Raw genomic sequence first — 20,279 nt, 5'->3', positions numbered from 1 at the left:
GCCCCCGGGGGCCTATCGCAGCGCGCGAGCAATCCGCGCAATTCCCTCCGGTATCTTCTGCGGCGCGATCGACGAATAGGCCAGCCGGTAGAAGTTCCGCGCCCCCTCGCCTGCAAAGAACGCCCGCCCCGGCTCGATCAGCACCCCTTCGGCGCGCAACCGCAGCGCAAGGTCCTCGGTGTCCACGCCATCGGGCGCGCGCATCCAGAATGACGATCCGCCAAAGCCGCCCTGCCCCGCAACCTCCAGCCCTTCCGCCGCAATTGCCTCAGCCATCACCTGCCGCCGCCGCCGGAATGCGCTTTTCATCCGGTTGATCAGCGCGTCGTAATGCCCCTGCGCCAGAAAGTACGCGACAGCCCGCTGGATGTGCCCCGGCGGGTGGCGCAGCATCGTGGCCCGCAACCCCCGCGCCTCGGCGATGAAACTGGCCGGGCCGACCAGATACCCCAGCCGCAGCCCCGGAAACATCGACTTCGAGAATGACCCGGCATGAATCACCCGCCCGTCGTCATCCAAAGACTTCAACGCGGGCGCCACCGGTTTCAGAAAGCTCATCTCGAACTCGTAGTCATCCTCGACGATGATGAACCCCTCGCGCTTGGCTGCTGCCAGCAGCGCCACCCGCCGCTCCATCGGCATCGTCGCGTTGGTCGGGCACTGGTGCGACGGCGTGGTAAAGACCACATCCGCAGCCGGAAGACTGTCGGGCGGCAGGCCCGCCTCGTCCACGGCCACCGGCACCACCTCGGCCCCGGTGGCGGCAAGGATGCCGCGCCAGCCCGGATAGCCGGGGTTTTCCACCACCGCCCGCCGCCCCGGGCCCAGCAGGATCGTCGCCGCAATCCACAAGGCATTCTGCGCGCCAAGTGTCAGCAAAACCTCATCCTCGCGCGCCGCGATGCCGCGCCGGGGCAGGATGGTGCGCACCAGTTCGGCCACCAACAAGGGATCGTCGCGCTCGTAATAGTCCGAGGTCAGCGCCGCGAAATCGCGCTTGCCCAAGGCGCGCAACGCGCACTGCCGCCAGTTCTGATGGTCGAACAGTGTCGGATCTGCCTGCCCGTAGATGAAGGGATAAGGAAAGGTGTCCCAATCCTGCGGCCGCGCCACCCGCGCCAGCGATGAAAATCGCCGCCCGGTCAGCGCGCCAAAATCCACCGCATCGGCCCGTCGTCCGGCATCGGGAAACTCCGCCGCCTTCGGCGCATTCTCCGACACGAAATAACCAGACCGCCCCCGCGCCGTCAGGTAATCCGATGCGACCAGATCGGCATAGGCCAGCGTCACCGTGATGCGGCTGATCCCCAGATGCTCCGCCAGCCCGCGCGACGACGGCAACCGCTGCCCCGCCCTGAACCGCCCCGCAAGAATACCTTGCGTGACCATTCCCCGGATGCGCTGCTGCAAGGTGCCAGAGCCTTGCGGCCCCAGGACAAAGGCTTCGGGCGGTATCTGCATCGCGTCCCCGTGGCGCGGCCCTGCTGGCCTTAGCGCTGGCTCACATCTGGACAGACAAGGGGGGCGTGGTCAAGGCCGATGCTCCAGCCTGCCCGTAAGACACGTGCGCGCCTCGCGGCGCACGCCTGCAAAGATCAGTCTTCATCCGATGAGAAGCGCGCCGAAGAGACAACGGCTTTGCGCCCGGCAGCGCGCTTTCCAAGATCACGGCAAGGTTGAAAGCTTTAATCAAAGCTTAAGGGGCGACCTAACCCTTTGATCTTCAAGGAAGCGCAGGGGTGTCCCACCGTGGGACACCCACATGTTCAGCCAAACACCCGACCCAAGGCCCCGTCAATCGCCCCGGTGATCTCGTCAATGTCATCAGCCGTCGCGATCAGCGCCGGGCTCAGGCAAAGGGTATTGTTGAACCCCGGCACCGACCGGTTCGTCATGCCGATGATGACACCCTGCGCCATGCAATCGGCCACCACCGCCGCGACCTTCTTTTCATCCGCCGCTTCCCGCGTGCCCCGGTCCGCCACCAGCTCGGCGCCGCAGAACAGCCCCTTGCCGCGGACTTCACCGATCACCCGGTGCTTCTCCATCAAGGCGTGCAGGTTCCCCATCAGCCGGTCCCCCATCGCAAGGGTATTGGCCAGGAGACCTTCCTCCTCGATGATCCGCATGTTTTCCAGCGCCGCTGCCGGCCCCGCCGTGCAGCCCCCGAAGGTGGAAATATCGCGGAAGTAGCTCATCGGGTCCGAGGCATCGTCTTTGAACATCTCAAAGACCTTCTCGGTCGTCACCGTGCAACTGATCGCCGCATAGCCCGACGCCACGCCCTTCGCCATCGTCACGAAATCCGGCTGCACCCCGTAATGCTGGTATCCGAACCAGACGCCGGTGCGCCCGACGCCGCAGACCACCTCATCGATATGGAGGAGGATGTCATACTTGCGGCAGATTTCCTGCACCCGTTCCCAATAGCCCTTCGGCGGGACGATCACGCCACCACCCGCCGTAACCGGCTCCAGCACCAGACAGCCGATGGTATCCGCGCCTTCGCGCAGGATCACTTCCTCAATCGCATCCGCCGCCCGCTCGCCGTAGTTTTCGACATCCCACTGCTTGCGGTATTCAAGGCAGTGCGGAACCTGTACGAACCCGTCCGGGAACGGCCCATACTGCGCATTGCGCTGCGCCTGCCCGCCTGAGGCGAGGGCGGCGATCGTAGTGCCGTGATAGTCCCGCTCGCGGAACAGGATCTTCCACTTCTTGCCACCGTGGTGCCGGTGCGAGATCTGCCGCACCATCTTGTAGACTTTCTCGTTCGCCTCGGACCCCGAGTTGGAATAGTAAACGCGGGAAAGACCCGGCATCTTCTCGATCAGCCGCTGGGCGAACAGTGCGCCGGGAATAGATCCCGCGGCACCGGCGAAATAGTTCATCTTGATCAACTGGTCGCGCACCGCGTTGGCGATGCTTTCGCGGCCGTAGCCGACGTTGACCGTCCAGACCCCGCCCGACACGGCATCGAGATGCTCCTTGCCCTTGGCATCCCAGACCCGCATCCCCTTGCCTTCGACGATGACGCGCGGATCGACGGTTTCATACTGCTTGTGCTGGCTCAGGTGGTGCCAGACGTGGACCCGGTCTGCCTCGACGACGGCACCGATGTCGTTCACTCCGCTGAAGCCTTCCATGGCAGTCCCTTTCATTGCTGGTCTTGGCGCGCATCATCGGGCATGGCGGCCCTTGCGCTTAGGTCCACCGGGCAGCACTTGGTAGTGCCAGATCATACACCGTATTCGGCGCGGTACCAAGCCACGAACTCGGCCATGCCATCTGCAAGCGAGACCTTCGGGCTAAAGCCGGTCAGGCGGCGCAGAAGCCCAGTGTCGGCCCAGGTTGCGGGCGCATCGCCCTTCTGCATCGGCAGGAAGCGGCACTCGGCCTTGCGCCCGACTGCGGCCTCGATCGCGGCGATGACGTCCATCAGATACAGCTTTTCGGACGCACCGATATTGACCACACGACACGGCGCGACCGGGCTTAGGCTGTCACCGGGTTCGACCTCGGCATCCGGCAAAGGGCGAACCGGCGGGACGTCGATCAGCAGGCGCACCGCCTCGACCAGATCGGCGACGGCGGTGAAATCGCGCCACATGTCGCCGTTGTTGTAAACCTCGATCGGCTCACCCCCAAGGATCGCCTTGACGAACTTGAAATACGCAAGGTCAGGCCGACCCCAGGTCCCGTAGACGGTGAAAAAACGGAACATCGTCGTCGGGATGTTCCACAGATGTGCATAGGAATGGGCCAGCGCCTCGCCGGCCTTCTTGGTTGCGGCATAGGTCGTCAGCGGATGGTCTGCCTTGTCGGTTTCGCGAAACGGCAAGGACGGGTTGGCGCCATAAACCGATGACGTCGAAGCAATCATCAGATGCGCGGGAGCGACCCTGCGCGCCGCCTCCAGCATATTGAACGTTCCGACGATGTTTGAATCGACGTAGGACCGTGGATCTTCAAGGCTGTAGCGGACCCCGGCCTGAGCCGCGAGGTGGATGATGATGTCGGGTGCGAACCCGTCGATGTCGCGGTCAAGTGTCGCGACATCCTGAAGCATTGCTTCGGTTGCCGCGAAATTTCGGTGCTGCAGCAGCATGGCATGGCGCTTTCGCTTCAGCTCCACATCATAATAGCTGGTCATGCCGTCGTAGCCACGCACCACAAAGCCGTGCTGCAACAGGTGCTTGGCCAGATGATAGCCGATGAACCCCGCCGTACCGGTGATGAAAACCTTGCGCATGCACTCACCTTCACTGCGAACCACGGGCCGACAATCGAATGCCCCTTGTGCAGTGTCAAGCTAAGGCGTGGCGACCGACAGGCTTGCAAAAGCCGTGGACTGCCCCACCTTTCGCGGATGCTTCTGTCCCTGACCAACGTGAAGAAGACCTATGCGACGTCAGAAGGCCCGCTTGTCGTTCTGGACGGCGTGAACCTTGGCCTCGATGTCGGGCAAAGCATGGCGTTGACGGGTGAATCCGGTAGCGGAAAAAGCACGCTTCTGCACCTTGTGGCCGGGCTGGACCGCCCCGATGCCGGCGAGATCGTGCTGGCCGGCAAGTCGCTGGCCAGCCTGCCCGACCGCGACCTTGCCGCCTTGCGGCGCGGCACCGTGGGGCTGGTGTTCCAGCAGTTCAACCTTATCCCCTCGCTTGATGTTCGGGCCAACCTGTCGTTTCAGGCGCGACTTGCATCCCGGCACGACCCGGATTGGTGCGCGCATCTGGCAGACGCCCTTGGCCTGACGGCGCTGCTTGACCGCTATCCCGAACAATTGTCGGGCGGCCAGCAGCAGCGCGTCGCCATCGGGCGCACTCTGGCCGCGCGCCCGCGTCTGGTTTTGGCGGATGAGCCTACGGGAAACCTTGACGAGGCCACAGCCGACTCTGTGCTGGGCCTGATGCTGCAATTGGTCAGCGCATCGGGTGCCGCGCTGATGATGGTTACGCATTCGCCGCGTCTGGCGGGCAGGCTTGACCGGCGCCTGCATCTTACCTGTGGAAAGATCACCCCGTGAGCGAGGCCGTGGCACGCACCGGGATGGGCGCGCTGATGTCGCACTGGTTGCGCCACCCGATGCAGCTTTTGACCCTGCTTGGCGGGTTGGCGCTGGGAACGGCGCTATGGTCGGGTGTGCAGGCGATCAATGCCGAGGCGCGCGCTGCCTATGCGCGGGCGGTGACGGCGGTTGGCGAGGACGCGCTGGAGCGGATCGTCGCTGTAGATGGCGGGCCCATCCGCGAGAGCGATTATGTGGCGCTGCGGCGCGCAGGATGGCTGGTTTCGCCTTTGGTAGAGGGACGTCATCGCGGATCGGGTTTGCGGGTCATCGGGATCGACCCTTTGACCCTTCCGTCGCAGGCTGCGGTGTCGGGTGCAGTCACCATCGGTGGGGGCGACATTGCCGGGTTTCTTGGCGGAACCCAGGGGCTTGCCGATGCCGAGACTATCGCAGCGCTTGCGGGTGACGTGTTGCCGGGCGTTCGGCTCGACCCGGCCGGTGGCCTGCCGCAGATGACCGTTGTTATGGACGTGGGGGCTGCGCAGCGACTTTTGGCGGCGCCGGGCCAGCTTGACGCGTTGATCCTTGCGCCCGGCCCGCACCCTGACGGCCTGCCACCAAACCTTTCTTTGCGCGCAGCCTCGCGGGATGGCAGTCTTGCCCGCCTGACCGACAGTTTCCATCTGAACCTGACCGCTTTCGGGTTTCTGGCTTTTGCCGTCGGCCTGTTCATCGTCCATTCGGCCATCGGGCTGGCTTTTGAACAGCGCCGTCCGGTGTTTCGCACGCTGCGCGCGCTTGGCCTCAGCGCAGGTGCGCTGACCGGGCTTCTGGTCGTGGAACTGCTTGTGCTTGCGATTTTCGCGGGGCTTCTTGGCGTGGCGCTGGGGTATCTGGTCGCGGCGGCGCTGTTGCCTGATGTCAGCGCGACGCTCAGCGGGCTTTACGGCGCCGCTGTTCCCGGAACGCTGTCGATCCGGGCCGAATGGTGGGTGACCGGGCTGGTCATCGCGGTCATGGGCACTCTGGCGGCAGCGGGGCAAAGCCTGTGGCGGCTGTGGCACCTGCCGGTGCTTGCGCCAGCGCAGGCGCGCGCCTGGGCGCTGGCTTCTTCCAGAACGCGACGTCAGCAATTTGCGGCGGCAGTGGCGCTGCTTGTGGCTTCGGCGGGGTTGGTTGGGTTCGGGCACGGCCTTTATGCTGCCTTCGGCGGACTTGCCGCGCTGCTTCTGGGGGCCGCACTGGCGTTGCCATCGGTCATGGATGCGGTGGTCAGGATCGCGCAGCGCCAGTGGTCCGGCGTATTGTGGGACTGGTTCTGGGCCGACACGCGCCAGCAGTTGCCGGGCCTGTCGCTTGCGCTGATGGCGCTGCTTCTGGCGATGGCTGCCAACATCGGTGTCGGGACCATGGTCACCAGTTTTCGTACCACTTTTGTCGGCTGGCTTGACCAGCGCCTCGCGTCGGAACTGTATCTGACCGTGGGGTCGGTTGACGAGGCCGCACGGCTGACCGAATGGTTGCGCACGCGAACCGATGCGATCCTGCCGATCGTGTCGGTCGAGGCCGATCTGATCGGGCAGCCAGGCAGCATCTACGGCGTCGCCGACCATGCCACCTACCGCGACCACTGGCCATTGCTGCAATCGATCGATGGGGTCTGGGACCGGATCGCAAATGGCACGGGCGTGCTGGTGAACGAACAAATGGCGCGCCGGGGCGGACTTGGCCTTGGGGCCGAGGTGGCGCTGCCGGAAGGCGCGCTGCCGATCGTCGGGGTCTATTCCGATTACGGAAACCCCTCGCCGCAGGCACTGATCGGCCTTGATGCCTTCCAGCGCCGTTTCCCCGACGCCGAGGTGCTGCGCTTTGGCCTCCGCGTCGCACCCGACCGCGCCGCAAGCCTTGCCGCCGACCTGCGCCAGACGTTCGAACTGCCGGAAATGGCGCTTGTCGATCAGGCCGGGATCAAAGCCTTTTCGCTGAATGTGTTTGACCGCACCTTCACCGTGACCGCCGCGCTGAACGTGCTTACACTTGGCGTTGCCGGCCTTGCGATGTTCGCCAGCCTCTTGACGCTTTCGACCTTTCGCCAGCCACAACTCGCCCCGGTCTGGGCGATGGGTCTGACCCTTCGCCACATCGCGCTCTTGGATTTATGCCGAACGCTTGTGCTTGCAACGTTGGCCTGCCTCGCGGCGCTGCCCTTGGGGCTGGCGCTGGCCTGGGTGTTGCTTGCGGTGGTCAACGTCGAAGCCTTTGGCTGGCGGCTGCCGATGCAGGTCTTTCCGGGCGACTGGCTTGGGCTGATCGGGGCCGCGCTTCTGGCCATCGGCCTTGCCGCCCTGATCCCAACGCTGAAACTGGCGCGCCGCGCGCCTGTGGACCTTTTGCGGGCGTTTGCGCATGAACGCTAAAGCATTAATCCTCAGCATTCTTATTGCAACGCCGGTCGCGGCGCAGGGCTTTGCCGACTTGGGCAGCGCCGCGCCGGGCTTCGCCTTGCCCGACCCGGACCGGACGCTCCTCTTTCCCGCAGACCACGGCCCGCATTGGGATTTCCGCATCGAATGGTGGTATCTGACGGCGGTTCTGTCTGGGCCGGACGGCACCGACTATGGCGTGCAGTGGACGCTGTTTCGCAGCGCGCTTGCACCGTTCGAAGGTCAAGGTTGGGAAAGTCCCCAGCTTTGGATGGGCCATGCCGCGGTCACCACGCCGGACCGTCACTTCGTCGCCGAACGACTGGCGCGGGGCGGCATCGGGCAGGCCGGGGTCGCACTTGGACCGCAACCGCAGTCGTTCACGGCCTGGATCGACGACTGGGCGCTGACAAGCCGCGCAGGTCCCGGCGCCGATGCGCTTTCGACGTTTGCCCTGACGGCCAGCGGCCCGGATTTCGGCTATGCGCTGGACCTTCGCACTGATGCGCCTTTGGTGTTGCAGGGTGACAAGGGCTACTCGGTCAAATCGCAGGCGGGTCAGGCCAGCCACTACTATTCGCAGCCGTTTCTTGGCGTCACCGGCAAGCTGCGATTGCCGGAGGGAGAGGTTGCAGTCACCGGGCAGGCCTGGATCGACCGGGAATGGTCGTCGCAGCCTTTGGCCGCGAACCAGACGGGGTGGGACTGGTTCTCGCTGATGTTCGATGATGGCACCCGGCTGATGGGGTTCGTGTTGCGCGATGACGCTCAGGGCTTCACTTCTGGCACATGGATCGCCGCTGACGGCACACCCATCCCGCTCGCCCCCGGCGCGCTGAAGGCAGAGCCGCTGGCGACGGCACGGGTGGCGGGGCGCGATATACCGATCCAATGGCGATTGACCCTGCCGGACCGCGGCCTCGACGTGACGCTGGCCGCGCTGACCCCGCAGGCATGGATGGCAACCTCGGTGCCGTACTGGGAAGGGCCGATCCGGTTCAGCGGCAGCCACAGCGGACGCGGCTATCTGGAGATGACGGGTTACTGACGACTAGACGCCCGCGGCCGTCACCTCGACCTCGACCAGAAACTCGGGCCGGGTGAACCCGGACACTATCACCAGGGTCGACGCCGGCAGCATTGCCACGCCGCCAAGCCACGCATCACGCGCCGCCATGTAGCCTGCCATATGCTCGCGCCCGGTGACGAAGGCATTGATCCGGATCACGTTGCCCGGCCCCATCCCCGCTTCGGCCAGAATGGCAGCGCAGTTGTCAAAACACAGATGCGCCTGTGCCTCGGCCCCTTGCGGAACCGACCCGTCCGCGCCCAGCGCCAACTGTCCTGACGTGACCACCAGTCGGTGGCCAGCGGCAACTTCCACGCCATGCGAATAGGCGGCAAAGGGTGGCGCGATGGTTGGTGGGGCAAGCGGTCTCATGCGGTGGGCCTCCTAATCCCCTACAGAGTGCCGCGCAATCGGGCGCGGCGGTAGTCACTGCTTGCCGAAACCGGATAATTGCGTAAGTTTTGGGCAAAGGCGTGGTGCCGCTGCCCGTTGTTGCAGCCTTTCTGCGGCTTCTGTGCGCCTTCTGTCGCCAAACGGCTCGCTTTGGGCAAGGCGCGCTCTAGGGTTTGTCAAGTCAATCACGTCCAACAGGAGGAATCCGAATGTCCCTTAAGGCCCGCGCTGCTTGCGCCACCGCCCTGACCACCATCCTGTGCGCAGCACCCGCTGCGGCCGAAAACGTGCCGGTGGTGTTTGGCACCAATTGGCTGGCGCAAGCCGAACATGGCGGGTTCTACCAGTCTGTCGCCGACGGCACCTATGCCGCCTGCGGGCTTGATGTGACGATCCAGCCGGGTGGGCCGCAGGTGAACAACCGCGCGCTGATGATCGCGGGGAAGGTCGATTACCACATGGGCGGCAACCTGCTGGAGGCGTTCAGCGCGGCACAGGAAGGCATTCCGATCGTTGCCGTGGCCGCCGCATTCCAGAAAGAGCCGCAGGTGATCATAACCCATCCGGGCAAGGCAAAGACCTTCGAAGACCTGAAGAACCTTGAAAAGATCCTGATCGGTGATCAGGGTTACGCCAGCTTTTACCAGTGGATGAAGGCCGCCTACGGCTTTACCGACGAACAGCGGGAGGTCTACACCTTCAACCCAGCCCCGTTCATCGCCAATGAAAACTGGGGGATGCAGGGTTATCTGTCGTCCGAACCATACATGGTGGCCAAGGAAACCGGCTGGGAACCTGACGTGTTCCTGATCGCCGACGCGGGCTATTCCACCTATTCCACGCTGATCGAAACGATGGCCGACACAGTCGCTTCAAAGCCGGAACAAGTGACCTGCTTCGTCGAAGGCTCGATCAAGGGCTGGTACAACTACCTCTACAACGACAACTCCGCCGCGAACGAGATGATCAAGAAGGACAATCCCGACATCACCGACGAGGCCATCGCCTATGCCATCGACAAGATGAAGTCGGCGGGCATCGTCGATTCCGGTGACACCGAGACGTTGGGGATCGGCGCCATGAAGGAAGAGCATGTGAAAGACTTCTTCGACAAGATGGTCAGCGCCGGCGTCGTTTCGGGCGACATTGACTGGACGGCGACGATCAACACCTCCTTCGTCAACAAGGGCGTCGGGATGGACCTGAAGCCGAAGATGTAAGCGGCAGACTTCAACGGAGGGCCATATGGCCCTCCCATCACCTTCGGACCTTGCATGTCAGACCTGCTTCACCGCCCTACCCTTCCCCTCGGCCAGCGTCAAAAGGTGCTGGAGGTGTCCCGCGTCGCCAAGGTGTTCAATGGCAACGTCACCGCCTTGCGGGACATGTCGCTGACAGTCAACGAAGGCGACTTCATCTCGCTTCTCGGCCCGTCTGGCTGCGGAAAATCCACTGCACTGCGCCTGATCGCGGGGCTTTCCAACCCGACAACAGGGCGCATCCTGTGGGAAGGCGGGCAAGGCCGGGGCGACCTTGGCGTAGTCTTTCAGGAACCCACGCTGATGCCTTGGGCGACCGTGGCCGAAAACGTCTGGCTGCCGTTCCGCCTGCGCGGCAAGACCTACCCGCAGGTGCGAAGCGAGGTAGAGGAGGCGCTGTCTCTGGTCGGTCTGTCCGGTTTCCTGAACGCCTACCCGCGCGAACTTTCGGGCGGCATGAAGATGCGGGTCTCCATCGCACGGGCGCTGGTGACGAACCCCCGGCTGATCCTGATGGACGAACCTTTCGCAGCACTGGACGAAATCACCCGCCACAAGCTGAACACCGACCTTCTGGCCTTGAAGGCCAACATCGGGTGCACGGTGATCTTTGTCACACATTCCGTCTTTGAATCCGTCTTCCTGTCGGACCGCATCGTCGTGATGGCCGCCCGGCCCGGCCGCGTTATTGAAGAAATTCAGATCACAGCCCCCTACCCGCGCGACGAGGCCTTCCGGACGTCGGCCGATTATGCCGCGCACTGTCAGGTCACGTCGCGCGCCCTGCATGCCGCGATGGGAGAGGCGGCATGACCATCGCCGACACCCCCCTGACCCGCGCCGAGGCAGAAGTTGATGCCGAAGAGGCCCGCCGCGCCCGCGCCGTCCGTACCGAAAGCGTGGCAAAGTGGGTGCTGCCCGCGCTTGTCTTTGTCATCATGGTCGTTCTCTGGGACCGTCTTGTCGTGTGGAACAAAATTCCGCACTACATCCTGCCCGGCCCCGGTCTGGTGGTGGAAACGCTGGTCAAGGACTGGCCGATCCTGTTTGAGGCACTGCTTGTCACCTTGCAGATCACACTGATGGCGCTTGCGGTTGCAGTGATCGGCGGGGTCGGCCTAGCGATTCTGTTCAACCAGAGCCGCTTCGCCGAGATGTCGTTCTATCCCTATGCGGTGATCCTGCAGGTCACGCCTGTCGTCTCCATCGCGCCGCTGATCTTCATCTATGTCGACAACCGCACTGCAGGGCTGCTTCTCTGCGCTTGGATCGTCGCGTTCTTCCCGATCCTTGCCAACACCACCCTTGGCCTCAATTCCACCGACCATAATCTGCGCGACCTGTTCCGCATCTACGGTGCCACGCGCTGGCAGCGGCTTCGGTTCTTGCAACTGCCCTCAGCCCTGCCGTATTTCCTCGGTGGCCTTCGCATCGCCGGGGGCCTTTCCCTGATCGGTGCGATCGTGGCTGAGTATGTGGCAGGCACCGGCGGCATCGGGTCGGGCCTTGCCTTCCGCATCCTCGAGGCCGGGTATCGGCTGAACATTCCGCGCATGTTCGCGGCCCTTCTTCTTATCGCCGTGTCAGGGGTTGTGATCTTTGCCGGGCTGTCGTTCCTGTCGCACATGCTGCTGCGCAAGTGGCACGAAAGCGCGATCAAACGGGAAACCTGATGGATTTCAAAATCATGCCGCCCGGCCCCCTTCGGCTGGACAATGTCACCGTTCCCGGCTGCCTCATCGGCCAACCCGGCGATCTTGTGCGCACCAGCCTTGGCGATGGCCAGCCCATAGACATGGCGGGCGCGATGGTGCTGCCGTGTTTTACCGACATGCACACGCATCTCGACAAAGGCCACATCTGGCCGCGCAGCCCGAACCCGGACGGCACCTTCATGGGCGCGCTGACCACCGTCGGCGCCGACCGCACCGCCCGTTGGAGCGCCGAGGACGTCGCCGCCCGGATGGAATTCTCGCTCCGCTCCGCCTACGCCCACGGCACGGCTGCGATCCGTACCCACCTCGACGCCATCGCGCCGCAGGACGCGATCAGCTTTCCCGTGTTCGCCGCCAAGCGCGAAGAATGGGCGGGCCGGATTACCCTGCAAGCCGCCTGCCTGATCGGGGCCGAGGATTTTTCGACCGTTGGCGCGTTCCGTTGCACTGCCGACATTGTCGCCTCGCACCAAGGCGTCCTCGGCATGGTCACATACCCCCTGCCCGACATCGCCCAGCGCATCCGAGATTTCCTCGGCATGGCCGAAGCCCTTAATCTCAGCGCCGATTTCCATGTCGATGAAACGCTCGACCCTGCCTCGAACACGCTGCGCCTGATTGCCGAAGCGGTGCTTGAAACCGGCTTTTCCGCCCCGGTCGTTGTCGGCCATTGCTGCTCGCTTTCCGCAATGCCCGAAGGCGAAGCCCTCGCCACCCTCGACCTTGTTGCAAAGGCCGGCCTTCATGTCGTCAGCCTGCCGATGTGCAACCTCTACCTGCAAGACCGCCAGCCGCACCGGACCCCCCGGATGCGCGGCATTACCCTGGTGCACGAGATGAAGGCGCGCGGCACCAATGTCAGCTTCGCCTCCGACAACACCCGCGATCCGTTTTACGCCTACGGCGACATGGACATGCTGGAGGTGATGCGTGAGGCGACGCGCATAGGCCATCTGGATCATACCGGCAGTGACTGGGTGAAAGCCTTCACCGTGAACCCGGCCAACGCCATCGGCACAGCCAAGGCGCTGGACTCCGCCAACTGCGTGATCTTCCGGGCGCGGAACTGGAACGAGCTTCTGGCCCGCCCACAGTCCGACCGCATCGTCATCCGCCACGGCCGTCCGATCGACCGCACCCTACCCGACTACGCCGAACTTGACCCGCTGATGGAGCGCCCATGACCCTTGCCGCCGCCAAAGCCGCCCTCAGCCATCTGGACATCGACGACAACCCGGTTTCGGTAAAGGCGAAAAGCCGGGATTTCTTCTGGTATTCACCGGTCCTGAAGGCGCGTCTTGACCACATCACCGCCGATTTCGTCGTATCGCCCCGGACCGAGGCCGAGGTTATCGAGGTGCTGAAGGTGGCCTACGCCCACAACATCCCCGTCACCACACGAGGCGCGGGCACCGGCAACTACGGTCAGGCCATGCCGCTGGCCGGTGGCATCATGCTTCACATGCGGCACCTGAACGCGGTAAAGGCCGTCCACCCCGGTCGGGTGATCGCGGAACCGGGCTGCCTGGTGAAAGATGTCGATGCCGCCACCCGCGCCCATTCGGGGCAGGAACTGCGGATGCACCCCTCGACCTACACCACCGCCACCATCGGCGGCTTCATCGCCGGCGGGTCCGGCGGGGTCGGCTCCTGTACCTGGGGCGCACTGCGCGACCTTGGCAATATCATCCGCCTGCGCGTGGTCACGATGGAAGCCGAGCCGCGCATCCTTGAATTCACCGGCGAGGAGCTGCACCGCGTCAGCCACGCCTACGGCACCAACGGCATCATCACCGAGGTGGAACTGCCCCTCGCCCCGGCCTATGACTGGGTCGATATCTTCGTCACCACCGAAACCTTCCCCGACGCCGCCCGCTTTGCCGCCGATCTCGGCAACGAAGACGGCATCCTGAAAAAGCTGATCACGGTGTTCGAGGCGCCCTTGCCGCAAGACTATTTCCAGCGCGTCTCGCCGCACTTGCAACCGGGACAGGCGCTTCTGGCGCTGATGATCGCGCCGCATGCGCTGGACGGGTTCCTGACCTTCGCCGCCCGCTATCCCGGCGCTCGAGTGATCTATCGCTCCGATGCGCACGATTGGCCGCGCGACCCCGGGCCGGCCTTTGAATACGGCTGGAACCACACCACGCTGCGCGCTCTGAAGGTGGACCCGACGATTACCTACCTGCAAGTGCGCTATGCCGCCCCCGATCACTTGGACCGGGTCGAGGCGATCCGCGCCGCCTTCCCCGGCGAAGTGATCCAACATCTTGAGGTGATGCAGGAAACCGGCTCCACCATGTTCGCGGGCCTGTCACTGGTCAAGTTCACCACCGAGGCCCGTCTGGATGCGATCATTCGCGCGCACGAAGACATGGGCTGCATGATCTTCAACCCGCACCGTTACACGCTTGAGGAAGGCGGGCGGCAAACCGTCGACGACCGCCAGCTTGCCTTCAAGCGCGAGGCCGATCCGAAGGGCCTGCTGAACCCCGGCAAGATGATCGCATGGGACGAGCCCGGCTTCGACTACAAGACCGTCTACGCCTACCGGGGAATGATGCCCGCATGACCCGCGCGCTGGTGGTGTTTGCCCATCCCTGCGAAGAAAGCCTGTCCGCAGCCATCCTGCGCACCGTGACAGATCGACTGAGGACGCGCGGCTGGGAGGTCGACCTGTGCGACCTTTACGCCGAAGGGTTTGACCCGGTTCTGACCGCCGCCGAACGGCGCGGCTACCATGACACCGCCACCAACACCGCCCCGGTGCAACCTTACGTCGACCGCCTGCGCGCGGCCGATGCGCTGATTTTCGTGTTCCCGGTCTGGAACTTCGGCTTTCCGGCGATCCTGAAGGGATACTTCGACCGTGTTTTCCTGCCCGGCGTCAGCTTCAGGCTGGAAAACGGCCTTGTTGCGCCGAACCTGACGCATATCCGCACGCTCGCCGCTGTCACCAGTTACGGGGCCACACCGTTTCGTGCCTTCATGGCCGGGAACCCTCCGCGCAAGATGTTCACCCGCGTCTTGCGCTTTGTGATCCGGCCTGACCGGCTGCGTTACCTGGCACTTTACGACATGAACCGCGCGACCCACGCACAGCGCACCGCCTTTCTTGCCCGCGTGGGCGCGGAAATGGACCGGCTCTGATGCGCGCGCTTGTGGTCTATTGCCACCCAAAGGAGGGCAGCTTCACCTCGGCCGTCCGCGATACAGTGCTTGCCCGCCTCACTGCCAACGGGGCAGAAGCGCGCGTAATCGACCTTTACGCCCAAGGCTTCTCCCCGTCCCTCTCGCTCACGGAATGGGAAGGCTACACCGACAGTCCTGCCAACCGCGCGCCCGTCGCCTCTGATGTAGAGGCGCTGCAATGGGCCGACACCCTGATCTTCGTCTACCCTACTTGGTGGTATGGCCTGCCCGCCGCCCTGAAAGGCTGGGTTGACCGGGTACTGCTCCCCGAGGTCGCATTTCTGATGCCCGCTGGGCAGAACCAGACCATTCGTCCTGGCCTGACCCACATCCAACGGCTTGGCGTCTTTACCACCTGCGGCGCCAGTTGGTGGCTGACCACATTCGTGGGCGCACCCGGCAAGCGCACCCTTCTGCGCGGGATAGGCCTGCTGTGCGCTCCGCGCGCACGCAAGGTTTATGCCGCGCACTATCTGATGGACAGCTCAACCCCCGACAGCCGCGCCCGCCACTTGCAGCGCGTCAGCCGCAAGCTTGACCGCTTGCTGCGCTAGCTGCCCGCGCGGGGCCGGTCCCAGCGCATCCCCGCCAATCGCGGATCAGCGGCAAAGGCATCGCGCCCGAACTCAATTCCTCTGGCGGGATGCTCGCGGATCGCCTGTGCGCCGCTTGGCCCCACCTTGATCCGCCAGGTCTGCCGGTCGGTCGGCGCCTTCGCCGCAAATGCCGCGCAAGACAGGACCACCAGGTTCGCCCCGCGCTTGGGATCGCGCACAGATGTGGCGCGCAGCAGCAGGCACCCTGCCTCTCGCGCCGTATCGGCAATGGTCTGGCACGGGTCATATTCGGTCGGATGTGTCCAGTCCGCAGCATCGCGGTCCAAAGGCGGGGCGGTCAGGTCGAGTGCCGCATCGGTCGCCAACGGAACCGCGAAGCCGGTATAGTCCGCCGCACCATCGGGAAACGGCACATCCGGCGCTTCGGCGAAAAAGAGAAAGCGATAGAACACCATCTCGGCCACTGCGGTTTCCGCCCGCTCGGCCCCATACCACACCCCCGGAGTGAACCCCGCCCGGCGAAAGCGCGATCCGTACGGATAGGGGCGATAGCGAAACGGCGTGGACAGCAGGTAATCCAACCCTCGGCAAGCCTCTGGCACCGGTGGCTTCGTCGTCTCCAAAATGTCCTCAAGGATCGCCTGCTCGGCCAGGCTGTCGACCAGCTTCAGCGTCGACACCCGGTGCTGCGCCTCGACCAGCCGCCAGGCCTTGCCACGCCAGCCGCGCAGTTCAGAGCGGAGCGCGTCGCGCGTCCAGATAGGCGACGACATCGCACAACCCCTGTACCGAAGCCATCTTCACCGCAGGCACACCGCCCAACGCAAGGTTTTCCACCTGCATCCAAGCACGCGCCACCCGCTCGTCACCGCCTGTTACGGCATCAAGCGACCGGAACGCGCGCACCAGAAGGGCTGCGAGTTCAAACGGCTTGGTCCCCTCTTCCAGCGCCAGAACGCCGCGCTTCATCCGCGAAATCGTCGGTTCCGACACCCCGATGATCCGCGCCAGGGCGCGCGCGGTCAGTCCCAGCCGGTCAGCCGCCGCCAGCGTCGCCTTCGCCAGAACCACCCCACGAGCAGGGGAAAGCAGCCCGTTGTGCAAGATAACAGCCATGCCGCCCATCCTTTCACCAGAAATTATATCACCTTTAGGTTTATCAGGAAATAGACAACGTACGGCGCATCTTCAAGGGTCAGGCAAAAGCATCCGGGTCTGGAGGCGTGTACAGCCAGTCCTCTGGCAGGTTCTGCACCTCGCGCAGCAACGCCACCAACTGCCGCGCCGCATGGTCCACCAAGGCTGCGCCCTTTTCCGCAGTGGCCAACGCCGCGTTGCCACAGGCCCCGGCGGCGTTAAGGTCCTGCATCTGCCAGCCCAGTTTGCCGGCTGGCGAAAGCCCCAATAGCCCCGTCAACTTCGCTTGTCGCGCCGGGAAATCACGGGCCTGCGCCATATCGACCAACTGCGGCTGCAAGGCCAGCATCATCGAGGTTTCGACCTCCCCCGCGTGAATCCCGAAACGCTCTTCGCGCTCCGAAATCATCCCCACCGGCAGCCCCATGCCGAACCAGTTCGCCGCGACCGTCAGCAGCCCGTGCTTGACCCGCAAATCCCGCGCAACAATATCCATCGGCGCGATCTGCCCGCCGTGCGAATTCAACAGTACCAGCTTCTTCACCCCCGCCGCCGCGACAGACGCGCCGATCTCGCTCCACATCGCCATCAGCGTTGCGGCTGAAAGGGTCAGCGTGCCGGGCCACGCCGAATGTTCGTTCGACTTGCCCACTGGGCAGGTCGGCAAAAACAAGGCCGGACAGTCGTCAGGGATCAGCGGCACCGTCGCCGCGATAATCCCGTTCAGGATATCGCGGTCCACGGCCAGCGGCAGGTGAGGCCCATGCTGTTCCACCGCGCCCACTGGCAGCACGGCGATCAAGCGCGACCGATCCAGTGCCATGAAGTCTCGGGCCGTGTAATCCGCCCAGAACCGGTGCTTCAGCCGCATGGTGCCCTCCCACGATCCGCACCACTGAGAGCGAAGTCCGCGGCACCGTCAATCGCCAATTGTCACCCCCTTGCGGCGCGAGGCACGATCCGCTATCCCCACCGCACTCATCGCGGCGGGTTGGCGGAGAGGTTACGCAGCGGATTGCAAATCCGTGTAGACCGGTTCGATTCCGGTACCCGCCTCCAATTTCTCGCCTAATAACATGATAACGCTCACAATAGTGTTTTCATGATCTTTGGTACCGCCATGCAACCCGCCATAAAATTTGCGCTTGGCTGCAACTAGTTGCTACCAACTTACAGATAGTGTTGTAGATGGCGAGCCGGGTTATCTTGAGCGTGTAAGCGTGCGCTTGGCCGTGCCTCACTAAGTATTCCGGAATTGGGTGGCAGCGAACGGAAAATTCTGACGAGATGGCCGAGACCGCTCTTGCCCACCGGATCAGCAAGGCGGTGGAGGCCGCATATCGGCGCGGACAGATGATCGAGAAGTGCCGTCAGATGATGGGGGAATGTGGCCTGCCGCTTTCGTTCAGTTTGGGCCGAGATCGCTGTCACGCGCATGATGGCGGGGCTCAAAGGCGACGGATCGCGGCGAGGAAATCAACCTGCCTTGATGTTTCAATCAGTTAGCTGCCACCTGCGCACCAACTTCCGGCAGGTCGAACAGCCACGGGAACAGAAGAGTGATGCCGCAGTCGTCGAAGGTTGCGGCAAAGCCCACCCGCGCCTCTTCCGTGCGGTACGCGGGCGGCAGAAGCTCCATGTGGCGCGCGATGTGCAGTTCGCGGAACATCTCGTCCAGACCCGGGCGCAACAGATCGTGCCCCGGTACAAGTTCGGTCTTCTTGGCCCCGCGCTGGTAGATCGACTTGCCGTCCTTGATCGTCTCGCTGACCTTCAGTTGGTCCAACGTCTCGGGGTCAATCGCTGTGGGATCGGCCGACAGGATCACAAGGTCCGCCCGCTTGCCAACCTCGATCGAGCCCTTGTCCACATCCTCGAACCCCTGCCGGGCCGCCCAGAGGGTCATCGCCTTCAGCGCCGTGACCACGTCCACCCGCTGGGCCGGCCCAATGATGTCGCCGGACCGGGACCGGCGGGTGACCGTGGCGTCCAGAATCCGCATCGTATCGGGGAAGGCCACCGGCGCATCCGAATGGCTGGTGAAGATCGACCCGCGGGCGCGGTACCAGCCGGTCGGCGAGATGTTGTCGGCCAGCGCCGGCCCGACCGTATGGTCGCGGTGCCAATCGCCCCAATAGAACGTGTGCATCGGGAACAGCGAGGGTATGACGCCCAGGTCAACGAAGGCCTGCACCTGATCCTCACGCTCGAACTGACCGTGGATCAGCGCCGGACGGCGGTCTTTGCGCCCGTGTTTTGCCTCGGCCGCACGAAGGGCGGCGATCAACAAGTCCGACGCCGCCTCGCCGTTAGAATGCACGATGATCTGGATGTCGTTGGCATAAGCCCAGTCCACCGCCTCGATCACCTGCTCGTTGGTAACTGCGGGATAGCCAACATAACCTGGGGGGAATTCTCCGATTGGAGCATAATAGGGCCTATCGCGCCAAGCGGTGAACCCCTGCGGCGAGCCGTCGATGGTCAGCTTGGCCCCAGCGACGCGGAAGCCGTTCTCATAGGTCGGAGAGACCGCGCCCTTGATGTAATCCGCGCCCAGGAGGACATCGGGATACGAATAGACGTCGATCGGGAATTTCCCCTCAGCCGCGGCCGCCTTCAGCGCCGCATCCACGACCGCGTTCGACCGTCCCTCCTGCGCGGTGGTGTAGCCGTAGGCGGCCCACATCTTCGACCCCGCCACCGCCAGAGTGGTCAGCCCTTCCGGTCCAAGATTGCCCAGAAGCTTGGGCATTGCCGACATGAAGGCAGTTTCCTCCAATATCCCCAACGGCTCATTCGAGCCCGGCACGCGCTGGATCACGCCGCCCGCGGGGTTCGGCGTGTCTGCGGTATAGCCCACAAGCTCCAGGGCCTTGCTGTTCAGGGCACCCATGTGGCCGGACTGATGGACGATCAACACCGGATACTCGGTGGACACCTGATCAAGGTCCTCCTTGGTCGGCCCGCGCAGTTCTGCCAATTGCGACTGGTCATAGCCGAAGCCGATGATCAGTTTGGCCTCCGCTACTATATCGGCTTGCGCCACGGCCCAGTCCTTCACCGTCTCGATGAGCGAAGCGATGTCCGTCACCTCGCCATCCGGCGGGGCCAGAACATTGGCACTCAGCGCCTGGATGCCGCCCATGGTCATGTGGCCATGCGGGTCGAAGAAGCCCGGGATCATCGCTCGCCCGGCAAGATCGACCATCACCGTGTCCGGCCCCTTGAACGCCGACACATCGGCCAGGCTTCCCGCAGCGATGATCCGACCACCGGCCACGGCCACCGCTTCCACGCGCGGGTTGGCATCGTCCATCGTCAGGATCGCACCGCCAGAATAGATCGTCTCTGCCGGAGTGGCAGCATGCGCAACCATCGGCACGAGGGCGAAGACCGAGACACTGGCCAGGAAAGATCGGCGAGACAATTTCATTTTGATGACCTCACAACCCATGCAAATTCGATGTCTTTTGACGCGCGCAGATATCAACGTATTGGAAGTTTATCGCCTGGCGCAAGT

The 20,279-nt window shown here is 64.0% G+C and carries 18 protein-coding genes and 1 tRNA gene; 11 read left to right on the top strand and 8 right to left on the bottom strand.

Going from position 1 to position 20,279, the window contains the following annotated elements; translation table 11 throughout:
- Positions 1–12 precede the first annotated feature (12 nt).
- The 3 genes from ACROUL_RS10580 to ACROUL_RS10570 form a co-directional block, all read right to left on the bottom strand.
- Positions 13–1,461 carry a PLP-dependent aminotransferase family protein gene (locus tag ACROUL_RS10580; RefSeq protein WP_431299453.1) on the bottom strand — a complete coding sequence of 483 codons (1,449 nt, stop codon included), beginning with the start codon at positions 1,459–1,461 and terminating at the stop codon, positions 13–15.
- Positions 1,462–1,766: 305 nt separating this feature from the next.
- Positions 1,767–3,146, bottom strand: coding sequence for a hypotaurine--pyruvate aminotransferase Tpa (gene tpa, locus ACROUL_RS10575; protein WP_431299452.1), 1,380 nt, complete (start codon positions 3,144–3,146; stop codon positions 1,767–1,769).
- Positions 3,147–3,238: 92 nt separating this feature from the next.
- Positions 3,239–4,252, bottom strand: coding sequence for an NAD-dependent epimerase/dehydratase family protein (locus ACROUL_RS10570; RefSeq protein WP_431299451.1), 1,014 nt, complete (start codon positions 4,250–4,252; stop codon positions 3,239–3,241).
- A 117-nt stretch (positions 4,253–4,369) separates the two neighbouring features.
- Between ACROUL_RS10570 and ACROUL_RS10565 the strand changes: the two genes are divergently transcribed.
- The 3 genes from ACROUL_RS10565 to ACROUL_RS10555 are packed head-to-tail and all read left to right on the top strand — an operon-like array spanning position 4,370 to position 8,485.
- Complete coding sequence (locus ACROUL_RS10565; protein WP_431299450.1) at positions 4,370–5,029, top strand: ABC transporter ATP-binding protein; 660 nt, start codon at positions 4,370–4,372, stop codon at positions 5,027–5,029.
- Positions 5,030–5,052: 23 nt separating this feature from the next.
- Entirely contained in the window at positions 5,053–7,431 is a 2,379-nt protein-coding gene (locus ACROUL_RS10560) for an FtsX-like permease family protein (protein WP_431301279.1), read from the top strand.
- Positions 7,421–8,485, top strand: a complete 1,065-nt coding sequence (locus tag ACROUL_RS10555) for a lipocalin-like domain-containing protein (RefSeq protein WP_431299449.1) — start codon at positions 7,421–7,423, stop codon at positions 8,483–8,485. The genes ACROUL_RS10560 and ACROUL_RS10555 overlap by 11 nt, the downstream gene beginning before the upstream one ends.
- Before the next feature lie 3 nt (positions 8,486–8,488).
- On the opposite strand, the gene ACROUL_RS10550 is transcribed toward ACROUL_RS10555, so the two are convergent.
- Positions 8,489–8,878, bottom strand: a complete 390-nt coding sequence (locus ACROUL_RS10550; RefSeq protein ID WP_431299448.1) for a RidA family protein — start codon at positions 8,876–8,878, stop codon at positions 8,489–8,491.
- Positions 8,879–9,108: 230 nt separating this feature from the next.
- On the opposite strand from ACROUL_RS10550, the gene ACROUL_RS10545 reads away from it, so the two are divergent.
- The 7 genes from ACROUL_RS10545 to ACROUL_RS10515 are packed head-to-tail and all read left to right on the top strand — an operon-like array spanning position 9,109 to position 15,619.
- The gene (locus ACROUL_RS10545) at positions 9,109–10,119 is read left to right on the top strand and encodes an ABC transporter substrate-binding protein (protein ID WP_431299447.1); all 1,011 of its coding nucleotides are present in this window, start codon (positions 9,109–9,111) and stop codon (positions 10,117–10,119) included.
- A gap of 54 nt (positions 10,120–10,173) precedes the next feature.
- Positions 10,174–10,971: an ABC transporter ATP-binding protein gene (locus tag ACROUL_RS10540; protein ID WP_431299446.1), complete on the top strand. Its 798-nt coding sequence runs from the start codon at positions 10,174–10,176 to the stop codon at positions 10,969–10,971.
- Positions 10,968–11,831, top strand: coding sequence for an ABC transporter permease (locus ACROUL_RS10535; RefSeq protein ID WP_431299445.1), 864 nt, complete (start codon positions 10,968–10,970; stop codon positions 11,829–11,831). Before ACROUL_RS10540 ends, ACROUL_RS10535 begins: the two co-directional genes overlap by 4 nt.
- Positions 11,831–13,057 carry a cytosine deaminase gene (locus tag ACROUL_RS10530; protein ID WP_431299444.1) on the top strand — a complete coding sequence of 409 codons (1,227 nt, stop codon included), beginning with the start codon at positions 11,831–11,833 and terminating at the stop codon, positions 13,055–13,057. Before ACROUL_RS10535 ends, ACROUL_RS10530 begins: the two co-directional genes overlap by 1 nt.
- Positions 13,054–14,445: an FAD-binding oxidoreductase gene (locus tag ACROUL_RS10525; RefSeq protein WP_431299443.1), complete on the top strand. Its 1,392-nt coding sequence runs from the start codon at positions 13,054–13,056 to the stop codon at positions 14,443–14,445. The genes ACROUL_RS10530 and ACROUL_RS10525 overlap by 4 nt, the downstream gene beginning before the upstream one ends.
- The gene (locus ACROUL_RS10520; protein ID WP_431299442.1) at positions 14,442–15,023 is read left to right on the top strand and encodes an NAD(P)H-dependent oxidoreductase; all 582 of its coding nucleotides are present in this window, start codon (positions 14,442–14,444) and stop codon (positions 15,021–15,023) included. Before ACROUL_RS10525 ends, ACROUL_RS10520 begins: the two co-directional genes overlap by 4 nt.
- Positions 15,023–15,619: an NAD(P)H-dependent oxidoreductase gene (locus tag ACROUL_RS10515; protein ID WP_431299441.1), complete on the top strand. Its 597-nt coding sequence runs from the start codon at positions 15,023–15,025 to the stop codon at positions 15,617–15,619. Before ACROUL_RS10520 ends, ACROUL_RS10515 begins: the two co-directional genes overlap by 1 nt.
- Here the strand turns inward: ACROUL_RS10515 and ACROUL_RS10510 are convergent.
- From ACROUL_RS10510 to ACROUL_RS10500, 3 genes are all read right to left on the bottom strand, one after another.
- Complete coding sequence (locus ACROUL_RS10510; protein ID WP_431299440.1) at positions 15,616–16,395, bottom strand: RES family NAD+ phosphorylase; 780 nt, start codon at positions 16,393–16,395, stop codon at positions 15,616–15,618. The genes ACROUL_RS10515 and ACROUL_RS10510 overlap by 4 nt on opposite strands.
- Positions 16,355–16,738: an antitoxin Xre/MbcA/ParS toxin-binding domain-containing protein gene (locus ACROUL_RS10505; protein WP_431299439.1), complete on the bottom strand. Its 384-nt coding sequence runs from the start codon at positions 16,736–16,738 to the stop codon at positions 16,355–16,357. Before ACROUL_RS10505 ends, ACROUL_RS10510 begins: the two co-directional genes overlap by 41 nt.
- A gap of 79 nt (positions 16,739–16,817) precedes the next feature.
- Entirely contained in the window at positions 16,818–17,630 is an 813-nt protein-coding gene (locus ACROUL_RS10500; RefSeq protein WP_431299438.1) for a creatininase family protein, read from the bottom strand.
- Positions 17,631–17,744: 114 nt separating this feature from the next.
- On the opposite strand from ACROUL_RS10500, the gene ACROUL_RS10495 reads away from it, so the two are divergent.
- Positions 17,745–17,818 (top strand) — tRNA-Cys (locus ACROUL_RS10495).
- 439 nt (positions 17,819–18,257) lie between these two features.
- On the opposite strand, the gene ACROUL_RS10490 is transcribed toward ACROUL_RS10495, so the two are convergent.
- Positions 18,258–20,192: an amidohydrolase gene (locus tag ACROUL_RS10490; RefSeq protein WP_431299437.1), complete on the bottom strand. Its 1,935-nt coding sequence runs from the start codon at positions 20,190–20,192 to the stop codon at positions 18,258–18,260.
- Between the last annotated feature and the right edge of the window lie 87 nt (positions 20,193–20,279).

Origin of the sequence: Tabrizicola sp. BL-A-41-H6, assembly GCF_050632395.1 — a bacterium.
Taxonomy (GTDB): Bacteria; Pseudomonadota; Alphaproteobacteria; order Rhodobacterales; family Rhodobacteraceae; genus JAUYQR01.
The sequence above is the reverse complement of the archived record's forward strand: the minus strand, read 5'-3'. Positions and strand labels throughout refer to the sequence as shown.